Annotated in this window: 16 protein-coding genes; 6 read left to right on the top strand and 10 right to left on the bottom strand. The window is 66.7% G+C overall.

The genetic code is table 11. From position 1 onward, the window contains the following. Positions 1-38: 38 nt before the first annotated feature. The 4 genes from hsaB to hsaA are packed head-to-tail and all read right to left on the bottom strand — an operon-like array spanning position 39 to position 3,581. Positions 39-605: a 3-hydroxy-9,10-secoandrosta-1,3,5(10)-triene-9,17-dione monooxygenase reductase subunit gene (hsaB, locus tag FBY28_RS10450; RefSeq protein ID WP_141866500.1), complete on the bottom strand. Its 567-nt coding sequence runs from the start codon at positions 603-605 to the stop codon at positions 39-41. 7 nt (positions 606-612) lie between these two features. Then, the gene (gene hsaC / locus FBY28_RS10455) at positions 613-1,512 is read right to left on the bottom strand and encodes an iron-dependent extradiol dioxygenase HsaC (protein ID WP_141866502.1); all 900 of its coding nucleotides are present in this window, start codon (positions 1,510-1,512) and stop codon (positions 613-615) included. A 12-nt stretch (positions 1,513-1,524) separates the two neighbouring features. Next, positions 1,525-2,397, bottom strand: coding sequence for a 4,5:9,10-diseco-3-hydroxy-5,9,17-trioxoandrosta-1(10),2-diene-4-oate hydrolase (gene hsaD, locus FBY28_RS10460; protein WP_174241595.1), 873 nt, complete (start codon positions 2,395-2,397; stop codon positions 1,525-1,527). Continuing rightward, the gene (gene hsaA / locus FBY28_RS10465; protein WP_141866506.1) at positions 2,397-3,581 is read right to left on the bottom strand and encodes a 3-hydroxy-9,10-secoandrosta-1,3,5(10)-triene-9,17-dione monooxygenase oxygenase subunit; all 1,185 of its coding nucleotides are present in this window, start codon (positions 3,579-3,581) and stop codon (positions 2,397-2,399) included. Before hsaA ends, hsaD begins: the two co-directional genes overlap by 1 nt. 149 nt (positions 3,582-3,730) lie before the next feature. On the opposite strand from hsaA, the gene FBY28_RS10470 reads away from it, so the two are divergent. After that, positions 3,731-4,786: a ferredoxin--NADP reductase gene (locus tag FBY28_RS10470; RefSeq protein ID WP_141866508.1), complete on the top strand. Its 1,056-nt coding sequence runs from the start codon at positions 3,731-3,733 to the stop codon at positions 4,784-4,786. 37 nt (positions 4,787-4,823) lie between these two features. Further along, positions 4,824-5,399: a hypothetical protein gene (locus FBY28_RS10475; protein WP_216847613.1), complete on the top strand. Its 576-nt coding sequence runs from the start codon at positions 4,824-4,826 to the stop codon at positions 5,397-5,399. Between the two features lie 47 nt (positions 5,400-5,446). On the opposite strand, the gene FBY28_RS10480 is transcribed toward FBY28_RS10475, so the two are convergent. Continuing rightward, the gene (locus tag FBY28_RS10480; protein ID WP_174241597.1) at positions 5,447-7,576 is read right to left on the bottom strand and encodes an acyl-CoA dehydrogenase family protein; all 2,130 of its coding nucleotides are present in this window, start codon (positions 7,574-7,576) and stop codon (positions 5,447-5,449) included. A 251-nt stretch (positions 7,577-7,827) separates the two neighbouring features. Here FBY28_RS10480 and kstR point away from each other — a divergent pair, with 251 nt between their 5' ends. From kstR to FBY28_RS10495, 3 genes are read left to right on the top strand one after another with little or no spacing between them, the layout of a single operon-like run. Further along, positions 7,828-8,433, top strand: a complete 606-nt coding sequence (kstR, locus tag FBY28_RS10485) for a cholesterol catabolism transcriptional regulator KstR (protein ID WP_162269047.1) — start codon at positions 7,828-7,830, stop codon at positions 8,431-8,433. A 3-nt stretch (positions 8,434-8,436) separates the two neighbouring features. Further along, entirely contained in the window at positions 8,437-9,189 is a 753-nt protein-coding gene (gene otsB / locus FBY28_RS10490) for a trehalose-phosphatase (protein WP_141866511.1), read from the top strand. Positions 9,190-9,237: 48 nt separating this feature from the next. Next, positions 9,238-9,894 (top strand): class I SAM-dependent methyltransferase, encoded by a 657-nt coding sequence (locus FBY28_RS10495; RefSeq protein WP_141866513.1) that lies wholly within the window; start codon positions 9,238-9,240, stop codon positions 9,892-9,894. On the opposite strand, the gene FBY28_RS10500 is transcribed toward FBY28_RS10495, so the two are convergent. From FBY28_RS10500 to FBY28_RS10515, 4 genes are all read right to left on the bottom strand, one after another. Then, positions 9,860-10,960: an Rv3575c family transcriptional regulator gene (locus FBY28_RS10500; protein ID WP_141866515.1), complete on the bottom strand. Its 1,101-nt coding sequence runs from the start codon at positions 10,958-10,960 to the stop codon at positions 9,860-9,862. The genes FBY28_RS10495 and FBY28_RS10500 overlap by 35 nt on opposite strands. Positions 10,961-11,024: 64 nt before the next feature. Beyond that, positions 11,025-11,882 (bottom strand): metal ABC transporter permease, encoded by an 858-nt coding sequence (locus FBY28_RS10505; protein ID WP_141866517.1) that lies wholly within the window; start codon positions 11,880-11,882, stop codon positions 11,025-11,027. Beyond that, a complete protein-coding gene (locus FBY28_RS10510) occupies positions 11,879-12,646 on the bottom strand; it encodes a metal ABC transporter ATP-binding protein (protein WP_141866519.1) in 768 nt (255 codons plus the stop codon). The genes FBY28_RS10505 and FBY28_RS10510 overlap by 4 nt, the downstream gene beginning before the upstream one ends. Then, positions 12,646-13,626, bottom strand: coding sequence for a metal ABC transporter solute-binding protein, Zn/Mn family (locus FBY28_RS10515; protein WP_216847614.1), 981 nt, complete (start codon positions 13,624-13,626; stop codon positions 12,646-12,648). Before FBY28_RS10515 ends, FBY28_RS10510 begins: the two co-directional genes overlap by 1 nt. An 81-nt stretch (positions 13,627-13,707) precedes the next feature. Here FBY28_RS10515 and FBY28_RS10520 point away from each other — a divergent pair, with 81 nt between their 5' ends. Then, positions 13,708-14,844, top strand: a complete 1,137-nt coding sequence (locus FBY28_RS10520) for a GTP-binding protein (protein WP_141866522.1) — start codon at positions 13,708-13,710, stop codon at positions 14,842-14,844. 58 nt (positions 14,845-14,902) lie between these two features. On the opposite strand, the gene aztD is transcribed toward FBY28_RS10520, so the two are convergent. Next, positions 14,903-16,099, bottom strand: a complete 1,197-nt coding sequence (aztD, locus tag FBY28_RS10525; protein WP_174241598.1) for a zinc metallochaperone AztD — start codon at positions 16,097-16,099, stop codon at positions 14,903-14,905. Positions 16,100-16,103: the final 4 nt, after the last annotated feature.

The raw sequence follows: 16,103 nt of genomic DNA on the forward strand, positions 1-16,103 counted from the left end.
ACGGGATTACAACGTCCCGGGCGAGCGAAGCGACGGGATTACAGCCAGGTATCCGAGGTCGTGGTGGTCAGGAAGGCCTCCAGGTCGTCACGCCACTGGGCCGGGGTGTTCTTGTCCGGCTCGATCCCGGTGTACTGGCCGCGGTAGAACAACAGCGGCCGCGGTTTGAGCGAAGGCGGCTCCGACAACGAATGCACCGCGCCGAACACCACGAAGTGGTCGCCGCCGTCATGCACCGAGGCGACGGTGCAGTCGATATGAGCCAGGCTGCCGTCGATGATCGGTGAGCCCAATGGCGATGCGGTCCAGTCGATCCCGGCAAACTTGTCCGGTGCCTTGGATCCGAACTGCGCAGAGACGTGCTGCTGATTCTCGTGCAGCATGTTCACGCAGAACCTGCCGCTGGTCTCGATGGCCTGCCAGGCCCTGGACTGTTTGGTCGGACAGAACAGCACCAAAGGTGGGTCAAGGGACAACGCCGCGAACGACTGGCAGGCGAAACCGATGGGCACGTCATCGGCCGTGGTGGTGATGACGGTGACACCGGTGCAGAACTGCCCGAGCACATTCCGGAAGGCGCGCGGATCGATGGCTTCGGCGGTCATGAGGCGACTACTTGAAGCCGACGCTGAAGTCGTGCCCCCATAGGCTGACCGCGGTGCTCTCCCGCGCTACCCAGTTCTGGTCCTCGACTTCCAATCCCTCGCAGCCGAATTCGATATCGAAGCCGCCGGGGGTCTTGATGTAGAAGGACAGCATCTTGTCGTTGATATGCCTGCCGAGGGTCGCCGACATCTTCACATTGCGACGCAACGCCCGGTCCAGGCACAGTCCGACGTCATCGGACTCCTCGACCTCGACCATCAGGTGCACGATGCCGGTCGGGTTGGGCATCGGCATGAACGCCAACGCATGGTGGCGCGGGTTGCAACCGTAGAAGCGCAGCCATACCGGGTCGCCGTCGGCCGGCCGGCCGGCGAGCTGGGGCGGCAGGCTCATCGAGTCGCGCAACCGGAAGCCCAGCACGTCCTGATAGAACGCCTGCGCCGCGGCATCGTCGTCACACGTGAGCACCACATGCCCGAGACCCTGCTCACCGGTGACGAACTTGTGGCCATACGGACTGACGAACCGACGGCCCAGGTACTGCGCCCCGTGGAAGGCCTCCAGGACGTTGCCTGCCGGATCGTTGAAGCGGATCAATCCCTCGACGCGGCGCTCGGCACGCTCCTCGCGGGTGCCCTCGGCATACTCGACGCCGGCCTTGGACAGTGTTTCGCGCAGCGCCTGCAGCGCGGGGGCGTCGGCCACTTCCCATCCGGAGATCAACAACCGGTCGTGCTCGCCGGGCACGATGACCAGGCGCGCGGCGACCTCGTCCATCCGCAGATAGAGGGCACCGGGGGTGGACCCCTGCCCCTCGACCATGCCGAGCACCTTCAGGGCGAACTCGCGCCACGCGGCCACATCGGTTGCCTCGATGCGCATGTACCCCAGCGACTTGATGCTCATGAAAGGGCCCTCCTAGCCCAGGAAATCAATGGTGAGCTTGTTGAATTCGTCGAACTTCTCGACCTGCGCCCAGTGCCCGCACTGCCCGAAGACGTGCAGCTGCACGCGCGGGATCTGCTTGACCGCAACGAGTGCGCCGTCGAGCGGGTTCACCCGGTCCTCACGACCCCAGATCAGCAATACCGGCTGGCGCAGCTTGTACACCTCGCGCCACATCATGCCGAGCTCGAAATCGGGACCCGCGAACGACTTTCCCATCGCTCGGGTGGCCGCCAGTGACTCCGGGGTGCTGGCGATCTTGAAGCGTTCCTCGACCAGTTCCGGGGTGACCAGCTTCTGGTCGAAGACCATGATCCTGATGAAGGCCTCGAGGTTCTCACGGGTCGGCTCGAAGTTGAACTTCGCCAGTGCCTTCACGCCCTCGGTCGGGTCGGGGGCGAACAGGTTCACCGACAACCCGCCGGGGCCCATCAGGATGAGCTTGCCCGCGCGATCCGGGTAATCCAGCGCGAAGCGCACCGCCGTGCCGCCGCCGAGTGAATTGCCCAGCAGCGGTACACGTCCCGTGATCTCCAGCGTGTCGAGCAGGCCTAGCACCGCCTTGGCACTGTAGCGGTTGTACTGCTCGTGCTCGGTGTGCTTGTCCGACAGCCCGTAACCGGGCTGGTCGATGGCCAACACGTGGTAATGCTCGGCGAGTACGGCGATGTTGCGGCCGAAGTTCGACCAACTCGACGCACCCGGGCCGCCGCCGTGCAGCAGCACGATGGTCTGCGACGTCGGGTCGCCTGCCTCGTGGTAATGCAACCGCATGGCCAGGTCGCCGGCCTGCACGTCGGCGTACCGCGAGGTGGACTCGAAGGTTAGTTCGGAGATCGCAGTCATCAGACCATCGTGTCCGCGGGCGGCAGACCGAACTCGTTGTTACCGAAGATCAGATACGCACGCTCGGGCTCGTTGGCGGCGTGCACCCGGCCGGCGTGGGCGTCCCGCCAGAACCGCTGCAGCGGAGCGCCGGTGACCAGTGCGGTGGCACCGGCCGACTCGAACAGCAGGTCGATCGAGGCGATCGCGCGCGCGGTCGCCCGCACCTGGTCGCGGCGCGCACGGGCGCGCAGCTCGTAGGGGATCTCCTTGCCGGCCTGCAACAGGGCGTACTCGTCGCCGACGTTGCCGATCAGCTGGCGCCATGCCGCGTCGATATCGCTGGCGGCCTCGGCGATGCGCACCTTGGCGAACGGATCGTCCTTGGACTTCTCACCGGCGAAGGCGGCCCGGACACGCTTGCCCTGATGCTCGACATGCGCGGCATACGCGCCGTAGGCCATACCGACGATCGGTGCCGAGATGGTGGTGGGATGCATGGTGCCCCACGGCATCTTGTAGACCGGTGCGGTGTTGTTCTGGTAGCCGCCCGCGGTGCCGTCGTTCATGGCCTTGTAGGACAGGAAACGGTGCGAGGGCACGAACACGTCCTTGACGACGACGGTGTTGCTGCCGGTGCCCTTGAGCCCGACGACATGCCAGACATCGTCGATCGTGTACTCGGTGCGCGGAATGAGGAAGCTGCCGAAATCGACCGGCCGGCCGTCCTTGATGACCGGACCGCCGAGGAAGGCCCAGGTGGCATGTTCGCTACCGGAGGACCACTGCCATGCTCCGCTGACCAGGTAACCACCGTCGACCACGGTGCCTGCGCCCATCGGGGCATAGGAGGACGAGACGCGCACGGTCGGGTCGTCACCCCACACCTCGTCCTGGGCGCGCTGGTCGAACAGCGCCAGATGCCAGTTGTGCACGCCGATGATCGAGCTGATCCAGCCGGTCGACCCGCATGCGCTGGCCAACCGGCGGACCGCCTCGTAGAAGACCGTCGGATCGGCCTGCAGCCCGCCCCACTGCTCGGGCTGCAGCAGTTTGAAGAAGCCGACCTCGTCGAGTTCGTTGATGGTCTCGTAGGGAACCTGGCGCTGATCTTCGGCGATCTGGGCGCGTTCCCGCAGGTTCGGCAACAGATCGTCGATACCGCTCAGAACTGCCTGCACGTCACGCTGTTCAATGGACGTCACTGAATTGCCTCCTGGATCGAGATCCGTCACTAGCAAAAGATTAGAACACGTTACGATTTGTGTCGAGTAGCGCGCTCAATCAACGGCTGGACCTGCGCAACTGCAGTTTTGTAACATGTTCTAGTTATGAGGGAAATGAGGCCAGGCCTGTGACGGAGGAACCGCTCGGCAGCCATGTGCTCGAACTGGAGATCGCCGCCGTCATCGAGGAGACCGCCGATGCCCGGTCGCTCGTGTTCGACATCCCGGCCGGCAGCGATATGCCCGCCGAGAGGTTGCGGTACTCGCCCGGCCAGTTCCTGACGCTGCGCGTGCCCAGCGAGCGGACGGGGTCGGTGGCCCGCTGTTACTCGCTGTCCAGTTCGCCCGCACGGGATGAGAAGCTGACCGTGACCGTCAAGCGGACCGCCGACGGGTACGCGTCGAATTGGCTGTGCGACAACGCCCATCCCGGTATGCGCATGCATGTGCTGGCACCATCGGGCACCTTCGTGCCCAAGACGCTGGACACCGATTTCCTGCTGTTGGCCGCGGGCAGCGGGATCACCCCGATGATGGCGATCTGCAAGTCCGCCCTCGCGAAGGGCACCGGAAAGGTCGTCCTGGTCTACGCCAACCGTGACGAGAACTCGGTCATCTTCGCCGAGGCGCTGCGTGAGTTGGCGGCCGCGCACCCGGACCGGCTGACGGTGATCCACTGGCTGGAGACCGTGCAGGGGTTGCCCAACACCGACACGCTGGCGACGCTTGTGCGACCGTTCGCCGCGCATGAGGCATTCATCTGCGGGCCCGGCCCCTTCATGTCCGCCGCCGAGGCGGCGTGCAAGACCGTCGATGCCAGACATATCCACATCGAGGTGTTCAAGTCGCTGGATTCCGACCCGTTCGCCCAGGTCGTCATTGACGTAGAAGAAGACGACGACCGCGGCCCCGCGCAGGCGATCGTCGAACTCGACGGCACCACGCACGAGATCGAATGGCCGCGTAAGGCCAAGTTGCTCGATGTGTTGCTGAACAAGGGTCTGGACGCACCGTTCTCCTGCCGGGAGGGCCATTGCGGGGCGTGCGCGGTACTGATGCGCAAGGGCGATGTCGAGATGGAGATCAACGACGTCCTGGAGCCGTCCGATCTCGACGAGGGCCTCATCCTGGCCTGCCAGGCTTTGCCCACATCGGATTCGGTGGAAGTCACCTACGACGAATAGTGCTCGGGCTAACGTGCAGACGAGCGGAGGGATGGCTGTGAAGAAGATTCTTGGTGCAACCGCGGTGGCGTGTGCTGTCCTGGCCACCCTTTCCGTCCCGACGGCATCGGCCGCCTCGAACACCGGGACCTCGTCGATACCGACACCGCAAGGCATCGTCGAGATGCAGGTGACCGCCGACTGCCCGGGCACCGATGGCAAGTGTTTCTTCCGGACCCAGGCCAGCCTGCTGACCCCTACGGGGCCGATCGGGCTGCCCCAGGACACCTGGGCGCGTCAGACGATCGTCATCCGCAACATGAATCGCAGCACCTGGCAGGAGGCCTGGTACAGCGCACCGGCCGGGATGCCAAGGGAACTCAAGGGCTCCAACCACGACAACGTGCTGTCCAAGGCCTACAAGGCCAACAGCGACTACACGGTCTCGGTGACCTATTTCGGTGGTGGCCCGTTGCAACGCTTTGCCACCGACGGCGATTCGGTGCAGACCGACTGGCGCTCCGGGCGGCCCACCACCGACGGCAGTTTCGTCGTCTGCTCCGATATCCAGGTGGTGTTCGGCGGTGCCAACGTGACCACGCCGAAGGCCTGCGCCCAGACGACATTCGGCTGAGCTACCCGGCCACCCGCCGGTGGTGCCGGTGCTGCTGGGGTACCTGACTAGCGCGGCAACCCCAGCAGCCGCTCACCGGCGAGGGTGAGCAGGATCTGCTCGGTGCCCCCGGCGATACTCAGGCAGCGGGTGTTGAGGAAGTACCGCACATCGGGTGAGTCGACGATGCCGCCGCCGTCCTGGAAGTCCATCGCCGCCTCGGCCAACCCCTGCCGGTAGCGGACGCCGATCAGCTTGCGCACGCTCGACGGAGCACCGGGATCGTTGCCGCCCAACGCCATTCGCGCGATGAGTTGATCCAGCAGCGAACCGACCTGGGCCAGGGTGATCAGGGCACCGAGCCGATCGGCCTCGGCGCCGTCGAGCTCTCGGTCACCGATCACGGCGAGCAGATGCTCCATACCCTTGTCCAGCGCCCCACCGGTGGCGATGGCGACGCGCTCGTTTGCCAGCGTGGTACGGGCCAGCGGCCAGCCGCCGTCCACCTCACCGACCACGCAGTCGTCGGGAACGAACAGGTCGTCGAAGAAGACCTCGTTGAACAGGGCCTCACCGGTGATCTCGCGCAGCGGTCGGATATCGATACCCGGTGAGCTCATCTCGACCAGGAAATAGGTGATGCCCTTGTGTTTCGGAGCGTCCGGATTGGTCCGGGCCAGGCAGATACCCCAGTTGGCGCGGTGCGCGTTGGAGGTCCACACCTTCTGTCCAGTCAGAGACCAGCCAGTGCGGCCATCCTTCTCCACACGAACGGCCTTGGTGCGCAACGCCGCCAGATCCGACCCCGCGCCGGGCTCGGAGAACAGCTGGCACCAGAAGATGTCGCCGTTGAGGGTGCCGGGGATGAACCGATCGATCTGTTCGGGCGTACCCGCGGCAAGGATCGTCGGAGCGGCCCACCAGCCGATCGAGATATCGGGGCGCGCCACCTCGGCAGCCGCCAGTTCCTCGTCGATCACCAACTGTTCGGCCGGGGTCGCGTCCCGCCCGTACGGTGTCGGCCAATGCGGGGCCAGCAACCCGGATTCGGCGAGTGCCCGCCCTCGTTGGTCCTCGGGTAACGCGGCGATGCGGGCGGCGGCCGCGGCGATCTCGGGACGGATGGCATCGGCATCGGCGGTGTCGACATGCAGTTCGCGGCGCACGCCGGCACGGGTCAGTTCGACGACGCGGCGCAACCAACGCGACCGGCCACCGAGGAACTGCGCGTTCGCATATGCCCGACGCAGGTACAGGTGCGCATCGTGCTCCCAGGTGATACCGATCCCGCCGAGCACCTGGATGCAGTCGCGCGCGTTCAGCTTCGCGGCGTCGATACCGATGGCCGCCGCCACCGCCGCGGCGACGGACAGCTGGTCGGCATCGTCACCGGCGGCGGCCGCGATCGCGTCGGCGGCGGCGACGGTGACCTGCTGGCTGCGCAGCAGCATCTCCGCGCACATGTGTTTGACGGCCTGGAAGCTGCCGATCGGCTTGCCGAACTGTTCGCGCACCTTGGCGTATTCGTTGGCGGTGTTGAGCAGCCAGCGGGCCAACCCGGCCATCTCGGCGGCCAGCACGGTCGCCATCAGGTCGGTGACCCGCTGCGCCGAGGCATTCAACTGCTGCGCCGGTGCCGATGTCAGCGTCACCCGGGCCAGCGGCCGGGAGAAGTCGGTGGCCTCAAGCGGGTCGATGGTCACGCCGTCGGAACTCGCGTCCACCAGGATCCAATGCTGCCCGGCGGGCAGGATGAGCACCCCGCCGGGATCGGCACCCAGCACGTAGGGCGCGGTGCCGGTGGCGGTACCGGAATCGACCGTGATGTCGGAGGTCATGGCGATTGCGGCGCTGCGCTCCCCGGTGGCCAACGCCTCCAGGACGGCCGGATCATCGGCGACCAGGGTGGCCAGAGCGGTCCCCGCGACCGGTCCCGGGATCAGGCCGGCGGCCGCCTCGTCGATCATCGCGAGCAGATCCGCCACCGTGCTGCCGGCCCCGCCATACTCCTCGGGTACCGCGACGCCGAATACCCCTAGTTCGGCGAAGCCGGCAAACGGCGTGCGCCAGGCCTGCGGATCGCCGAGTTCGACGTTGCGGATCGCGGTGATCGATCCGGAGCTCGGAACCCAGTCTCTGACCAGTTCACGGGCCGCGGCCTCATCCGATGTATCGGTCGGGACGGACAGCACAGACACCGGCTACTCCTCGCATAGGGTGAGAAGGCCGCGCTTCCCACTAGAACGTGTTCTAATAGTGCCAGCGTCCCAGCGTCAAGTCGACTGCCGTCGCAGCAGGACACGCCGCTGTGATCTATGCCGGGGAGGTGGTGGATCCGCATGCAGCTTGCGTATCGTTTTCCCGGCACACGCATCACGAAGGAGCCCGGCAGATGTCATCGCCAGCACAACCCGGATCGGGTTCTGATTCACCTCGACAGGTGATGGCCGTGGCCGTGCTGTCCGAATCCGAACTCGGGTCCGAGGCCCAGCGGGAACGACGCAAGCGCATCCTGGATGCCACCCTGGCCATCGCCTCCAAGGGCGGTTACGAGGCGGTCCAGATGCGTGCGGTGGCCGAACGCGCCGATGTCGCGGTGGGCACCCTGTACCGCTACTTCCCGTCGAAGGTGCACCTGTTGGTGTCGGCCCTCGGCCGGGAGTTCGAGCGGATCGACGCCAAATCCGACCGTGCCACGCTCACCGGCGGAACACCCTACGAGCGCCTCAACGTGATGGTGGGCAGGCTGAACCGCTCCATGCAGCGCAACCCGCTGCTCACCGAGGCCATGACCCGCGCCTTCGTCTTCGCCGATGCCTCGGCGGCCGGTGAGGTCGACCATGTCGGGAAACTCATGGACTCGATGTTCGCCCGCGCGATGAGCGAGGGCGAGCCCACCGAGGACCAGTACCACATCGCCAGGGTGATCTCCGATGTCTGGCTGTCCAATCTGCTGGCCTGGCTGACCCGCCGCGCCTCGGCCACCGATGTCGCCAAGCGCCTGGATCTCGCGGTCCGGCTCCTGATCGGGGACGGCGAACAACCTAAGGTGTGAGGGGTGTTCGACACCGGCCTGCAGCGCACCCTCATCGAGACCGCCGGCACCGCCCGCCTGCTGGTCACCTCCGACTTCGACGGCACACTCGCGCCGATCGTCGCCGATCCCGCCGATGCCCGACCACTCCCCGAGGCGGCCGCCGCACTCGAGACGCTGGCGGCACTTCCCGATACCGATGCGGCCCTGATCTCCGGACGCGAACTGGCGGTGTTGCGCGAGCTGTCCTCCGCGTCACCCGCCGTGCACGCGGTCGGTAGTCACGGTGCCGAGTTCGACACCGGATTCGTCCACGATATCGACACCACGCTGCTGGCCGAGATCATCGCAACCCTGCGCTCCATCGCCGAGAACCGGCCGGGGATCGCGGTGGAGACCAAACCGGCCAGCGTCGCACTGCACGTCCGCAACGCATCCGCCTCAGACGGCGAGGCGGCACTCGCCGCGGCCCACGAAGCGGCCGCGTCGTGGGATGCGCATCTGACAGAAGGTAAGGCCGTCCTCGAATTCGCGGTGATCGTCACCGACAAGGGCGAGGCGCTCGACGTGTTGCGCGACCGTTGTGCCGCAACGGCTGTGGTGTTCCTCGGCGATGACGTCACCGACGAGAAGGCATTCCGGCGGATGCGCAAGGGCGATATCGGGGTCAAGGTCGGCCCCGGCGAGAGCCTGGCCGAATTCCGGGTCGAGTCCCCCACCGACGTCGCCGCGGTACTGGGCGTGCTCGCCGCGGCACGCACTCGTCGACTTGCCTGATCGGCAATACTGTTTGCACAACTGGCGTTCGGTGGCCAGCCTGGTGGAATGACCGAAACACCACATTCTGCACAGGTTTTCGATGAATGGGACGAGCGCTACACCGCCTTCCTGGACCGGCTGCCCGCGCATCGCCCCAACCCCGTAGTCGTCGCCGAGGCCGCCGGGCTCCCGACGGGCTCGGCCTTGGACATCGGCTGTGGACTCGGCGCCGATGCGGTGTGGCTGGCCGGTCAGGGCTGGCAGGTGACCGCACTGGACGTATCCCAGGTGGCGCTCGAACAGGCGGCCGCGGCTGCCGCAACCGCCGGGGTGCACGTTCGGTGGTTACGAAACCGACTGGAGGACATGCAGATCCCAGCCGGAGGTTTCGACCTGGTGAGTGCGCACTATCCGGCGTTGCTGCGCACACCGGACGGCGCGGCGGGAAGGGCGTTGCTCTCGGCAGTGGCTCCAGGAGGGACGCTGCTGGTGGTCCACCACGCCGATATCGACATCGAGTTGGCCAAATCGCACGGCTTCGATCCGGCGATGTATCTGCTCCACGACGATGTCCGCGCGCTGTTCGACGACCGTTGGGAGGTGCGAGTCGAGCGTGGCCGACGTCGTGAGATTCCGGCAGGTGCGGACGGCCAGCACACCCACGACGACATCATCGTGGCGCGACTGGTCAGCCCGGCGGCCCCGACGTCCGGCCGCGGATGAGCTCGGTCTCGAGCATCTCGACGACCGGTAGGCCGGAACGCGGCGGGTGATGCAGCAGTTCCCCGGCGCGGCGGCCCTTCTCGATACCCGGCTGCGAGACCGTCGTCAGCCCACGGGCCAGCGCCTCGGGGACTCCGTCGAAACCGGTCACGGTCAGCTGTCCTGGCACGAAGATCCCCCGCGCACGGAGGTGATCCATCGCCGAGAGGGCCAACACGTCCGCGGTGCACATCAGCGCGGTGATGCGCGGATTCGCGGCCAGCGCCACCTCGGCGGCGGCCCCGCCGGAGCCGGGCAGGTGCTCATAGCTCTCGACGACGGTGAGGGAAGCCGGATCCAGACCGGCGGCCGTCATCGCGTCGTACACCCCGTGCACGCGCTCACACTGCACGTGAAAGTGCGGTGAGTTCAGCCGTTCCGGGTCGGCGACCATCGGCGCGGTGGTTTCCAGCGGCCACTCCCGACCGAGTCGCATTGTCAGCAGGCCGATCTCCCGATGGCCCAGCCCGATCACATACTCGGCCAGTTGCCGCATCGCGGCGCGGTCGTCGATGCCGACCCGCGAAGCACCCGGTACGTCGATCGGCTGGTCGACGATGACGATGGGCAGCTGACGCTGCAGCAGTACCGGAAGATAGGGATCGTCATCGGAGGCCGAGTACACCACGAATCCGTCGACGCCGGCCGACAACACCGCCGCGGTCCCGTCTTCGACGCTGCGGTTGGGGCCGACCGCGATGAGCAGCAGGCCCTGGCCGGCGATCTCACACGATTCGGCAAGACCGGCAACGAAATCCAGCGCAGCCGGGTCGCTGAACGAGTAGTTCAACGGCTCGGTGATCATCAGGCCGACCGCGCCGGCACGCCGGGTCCGCAACGAGCGCGCCACCGGGTCGGGGCCCGGGTAGCCGAGTTCCTTTGCCGCCGCCAGGACCCGCTCGCGCAGATCGGCCGACAGTTGGTCGGGCCGGTTGTAGGCGTTGGAGACGGTGGTGCGCGAGACGTTGAGTTCGGCGGCCAACGAAGCCAGCGTCGCCCGCCTCCGCGGGCCCGGACTTCGGGACATGCCTCATGAGGCTAGCGGATGGCCGGGACCGCGACCGCCGAGAGATGCTCCGGCGCGCTGTGTGTCAACGATGCGAGGGGTCCCGGTTCGTTATCCGGCTACCGGTCCAGACCACGAGCCAGATCAGACAGGCGACGGTCACGATGACGAAACTGGGCGGCAGATTGAACACCGCCGAGACGCCGAGGCCGAGCCACACCGAGGCCAGGCTGATACCCGTCGAGATCGCCATGGCCGCCAACGGCTGCGCCGTCAGCATGATCGCGGTGGCCGCCGGTGTCACGATGAGCGCGAAGAGCAGCAGCGTGCCGACGGCCTGCACCGCCATCGTCACCGCGACCCCCAACAGCGCCATGAAGAGCACCGACAGCATCCGCACCGGCACCCCCTTCGCCTCGGCCACCTGCGGATTGACCGAGGCGAACAACAGCGGACGGTAGATGACGACCACCGCCACGGCGATCGAGGCCAGCAGGGCGGCGAAGGTGAGCAGTTGCTCGTGGGTGATGGCCAGCAGATTGCCGAACAGCACATTGGTCAACGTCGAGGAGTTCTTGGTCGCCAGCGAGTTGAAGAACAACCCGAAGGCGGTGGCCAGTGCCAGCACGGTGCCGGTGGTCACCTCGCGGTCACCCGCGCGTTTACCCATCGCGCCGATGACCAGCGCTCCGCCGACACAGAAGACACCCAGCCCGAGCCCCGCCGGAAGCCCGAGCAGGACGGCACCGGTGGCGCCCGGCAGACCGATATGAGCCAGCGCGTGTGCGGCGAAGGCCGTATTGCGCACGATGATGAAGTAACCGATCAGGCCCGCCGCCAGCGCGACGAGCGTGCCGCCGATCAACGCGTTGCGCATGAACGCCGAAGACAGGATGTCCCACCAGTTCTGCTGATAGCCCAGGGCGAGGACGCTCGTCGTCATTCCCCGCTCCTCATGTACATCCGGCCCTGCAGGGTGTTGGCCACCTGGATCCGGGTGCCGTACAGGTGCGTCAGCAGGTCGGCGTCGATGACATCGTCGATCGGGGCGTGATGTGCGTGCCCGTCGAGCAGGTAGATCGCACTGCTCAGCACCGACAGCAGCGGGTTGAGGTCGTGCGCGACAACCAGAATCGTCACCGCGAAATCGGCGTTGAGTCTGGCCAGCAGCGCCACGATCTCGTGCTGATTGCGCAGGTCGAGGGCGGCCAGCGGTTCGTCGAGGATCAGCAATCGCGGACGGGACACCAAGGCGTTGGCCAGCGCGATGCGCTGGCGCTGTCCACCCGAGAGCTGTGACACCCGGCGATCCGCGAAATCGTCGGCCTCGACCGCGCTCAGCGCCTCTTCGACCGCGGCCCGGTCGGCTCGTGTGGTGCGGTGCAGGCCCCAGCGGGTGCCGGTAAGGCCCAGCGTCACGGCATCACGGGCGCGGATCGCCTCCCCGGCGCCCGCCACGTAATCCTGTGGTACATAACCGATCACGTCGTTGTTAACACCAGGCTTGGCACCCAGCACGCGGATCGTGCCCGACGCCACGGGCAACAACCCGAGGATCGCCGACAGCATGGTCGACTTACCTGACCCGTTGGGCCCGATGAGGGCGACGATGCCGCCGGCCGGGATCGCGAAGCTGCCCTCGGACCAGATGAGCCGCCCGCCCCGGACGACACTCACATCGTCGAAGACGAGCGCGGGTTCGGACACTAGGTTGCTATGCCGAGAGCCTCGGCGAGGGCGGTGAGTTGGTTCACCTGCCAAGCCTCGAACGTCTCGGCGCCCGGCGCAATCGTTTCGGTGACATTCACCACCGGCACACCGGCGGCTTCGGCGGCGGCGCGCACCTGCTCGGGCACCGAACCCTCGGTCTGGGTGTTGTAGATCAAGACATCGACACCCCGGTCGCCGAGCAACCGCAGGAACGCGTCGAGGTCTGCCGGGGACGGATCGGCCTCGTTCGACGAGGCCACCTGGTAGCCCTGCGGGGTGCGATTCTGCAGCTCGAGAGCGGCGGCCATATCGTCGAAGAGGCTTTCGGTGGCCGCGTAACTCTTCCCCGCGGCACCGTCCTTGATCTTGTCGATGAGGGACCGGTAGGGCTGCATCGATCGGGTGAACTCGGTCTGCTTGCCTGCGAAGTACTCACCGGCGGCCGGGGCCAGTTCGGTGAGTTTGGCGGTGACCGCTTCCGCGACATCGGTCACCGCGACCGGGCTGTACCAGGTGTGCGGATTGGTTCGGTCGGCGTGGTCGTGACCCTCGTGACCTGGCTCGTCATGGCCCGGCTCGTCGTGGTCACCGTTGAGAATGTCCATCGCGTTCACGACGGGCGCATCGGGAGCCGTGCTCTGGGCGAGCTTGGTGGCCCACTCGTCGTAGTGCCCGCCGTTGACGACGACCAGTTGCGCACCCTGGAAATCCGCGGCGTCCGAGGGCGCCGGTTCGAAATCGTGCGGGTCCACCGATGAGCCGGCCAACACCGTGGTCACCTGGGCACACGCGCCGCCGAGGGCCGAAACGATCTGGCCCCATTGATCGACGCTGACGACCACCCGGACCGGGGTCGTCGGGCAATCCGCGGTGGTCGCCGGCGATGCCGCCGGGGACTGGTCACCGGAGCCGCAGGCGGCAAGGGCGAGCGGGAGTGCCACCGCGATGGCGGCAAGCAGGCGGGGTGTGTGCGTCACGGCGATAACGATAACCGTTTGCATTAATCGCCGTCGAATCGGAGGATGTCTTATTGATAATCATTTTCAATAAGGAGTGACATGTCAGCCCCATTGCCCGTCACCGTCCTGTCCGGCTTCCTCGGCGCAGGCAAGACCACCCTGCTCAATCACATCCTGGCCAACCGCGACGGACTCCGCGTGGCGGTCATCGTGAACGACATGAGCGAGGTCAACATCGATGCCGCCCTGATCGCCGGACAGGGCCACCTGGAGAGGTCCGAGGAGAAGCTCGTCGAACTGACCAACGGCTGCATCTGCTGCACCCTGCGCGAGGACCTGGTCGAGGCCGTCGGCGCGCTCGCCCGGCAGGACCGGTTCGACCACCTGGTCATCGAATCGACGGGGATCTCCGAACCGATGCCGGTCGCGGCCACCTTCGAGTGGGAGTTCGAGGACGGCTTCCAGCTCGGGCGGTTGGCCAAGCTCGACACCCTGGTCACCGTGGTGGACGCGTCGACCTTCCTGACCGAGGTGGTGCGCGGTGAGGGGCTGGCCGAGCGTGACATGGCTGCGGGCGAGGGCGATGCCCGCAGCATTGCCGACCTGCTGACCGACCAGGTCGAGTTCGCCGATGTCATCCTGCTCAACAAGACCGACCTGGTGACGCCGGCGACCCTCGACACCGTCGAGACGCTGCTGCGCAGGCTCAATCCCAGCGCCAGGTTGATCAGGACCGATCACGGTGTGGTGGACATCTCCGAGGTGCTCGGCACCGGGCTGTTCGATCCCGAGGCCGCCGCCGCGACCCCGGGCTGGGATGAGGAGATCGCCGACGGCCACACCCCGGAAACCGAGGAGTACGGCATCAGCTCGATGACCTTCCGCTCCGATCGGCCGTTCCACCCGCAGCGTCTCGGCGATGCACTGGGTCAGGTGACACGGGTGTTGCGCAGCAAGGGGTTCTGCTGGATCGCGAGCCGGCCCACCATTGCCGCCATCTGGTCGCAGGCCGGTCCGAACCTGGTGATCGAACCCGCCCAGTACTGGTCGGGCACCGAGATCGCAGCGGGCCAGGAGATCGTGCTCATCGGCATCAAACTCGACCGTGACAAGGTCACCGAGCTCCTCGGCGCGGCGCTGCTGACCGATGTCGAACTTGCCGCCGGACCGGACGCTTGGCGCGACTACCCCGATCCGCTGCCGGCCTGGGCCGTGGCACAACAGCATTCGCACTGAACGACAGCCGAACGGCCCGGCGGGAAGTAACCCGCCGGGCCGTTTGCGTGCGCTGGGATCAGTGGTCGTGGCCGAGCACCCCGCTCAGCTCGTTGGGCGTCTGCTCCAAGGTCACCGATTCGGTGACGGTGCCACCGGCCAGATCCACCAGGTGAATCTGCTTGGTCCCCGGATCGGAGACATACACGGCATCCCCTCGGGTGAACACGGCCGGACCGGGCTGCTGCCAGTCGTCGGGCTCGGTCCACGGCCCGGTCACCGCAATCGATTTCACCAGATCGCCGGTGGCGGGGTCGAAGACGTGCAGCTTGCCGTCGGTGCCCATGATCAGCGCCTCGGCCTGCGGGCCGCGCCCGAGTGACCGGAACCAGTAGCTGACTCCGGCCGGCAGCCGGACGATCTTCATCTGATCGGTGACGGTATCGATGAGGGCGAACTGCTCGGGGCGCTCGTGTTCGGCGTCGGCGTCGATCTTCATGTCTCCCAGCACCACCGGCGAGTCCTGGTGACCACGGGTGTTGCCGACCCGGCCGTAGGGTGTCGGACTGGCGATCTTGGTGAACCGGCCGTCGGCGAACGTGATCACGCCGTTCTCGCAGCCCAGGATCACCACCTCGTCGGCGGCCACCGCCTCACCGTGCACGCCTGGGCAGTCCCGGTTACCTGCGATCTCCCGATCCCCCTGCAGTGCAACGGCACCCGTCCTGGTGTCCGGATTGCCCCTGGTCTCCAGAAGTGTCCCGTCCGACAGGATCACCGCGACACCATGGTGTGGCTCGGGAGTCGTGAAGGTGCGCGTCGGCGGCAGGCCGCCCTTTCCCAGATCGTGCGGGTCGAACGCGGTGATCTCACCGGTACCGTCGTCGAACAGGACGGTGTTCTCCCCGTGCGGGGTGACGTGACCGGCATCGACGGCGGGGAAGGTGTCCTCGGTCAGCCGACCGCTCGCCGCATCCAGAATCCGAAAGCCCGCACTGGTGGTGACCAGGACATGCGCGTCGTCCCCGGCCGGGTTGACGCGCAGGAATCCGCCGAGCGGGATGTCCTTTTTGACTTCCAGTGTGCGTCCGTCGAGCACATACAGCCCGCCGTCATACGTGGTGACCAGCGGCTCGACGATCGGCGCTGCTGATTGTGAGGTGCCGGTCGACGTGGCGGGACTGCTTGCGTTGTCACTGCCGGTTGAGCACGCAGTGAGCGCAGCCGCCGCAAACGTCACGGCTCCGACGCGGTACATCCACCGCGAGTGGGACATTGTT

Origin of the sequence: Arthrobacter sp. SLBN-53 (genome assembly GCF_006715585.1) — a bacterium.
In the GTDB taxonomy this organism is placed as follows: Bacteria; Actinomycetota; Actinomycetes; order Mycobacteriales; family Mycobacteriaceae; genus Mycobacterium; species Mycobacterium neoaurum_A.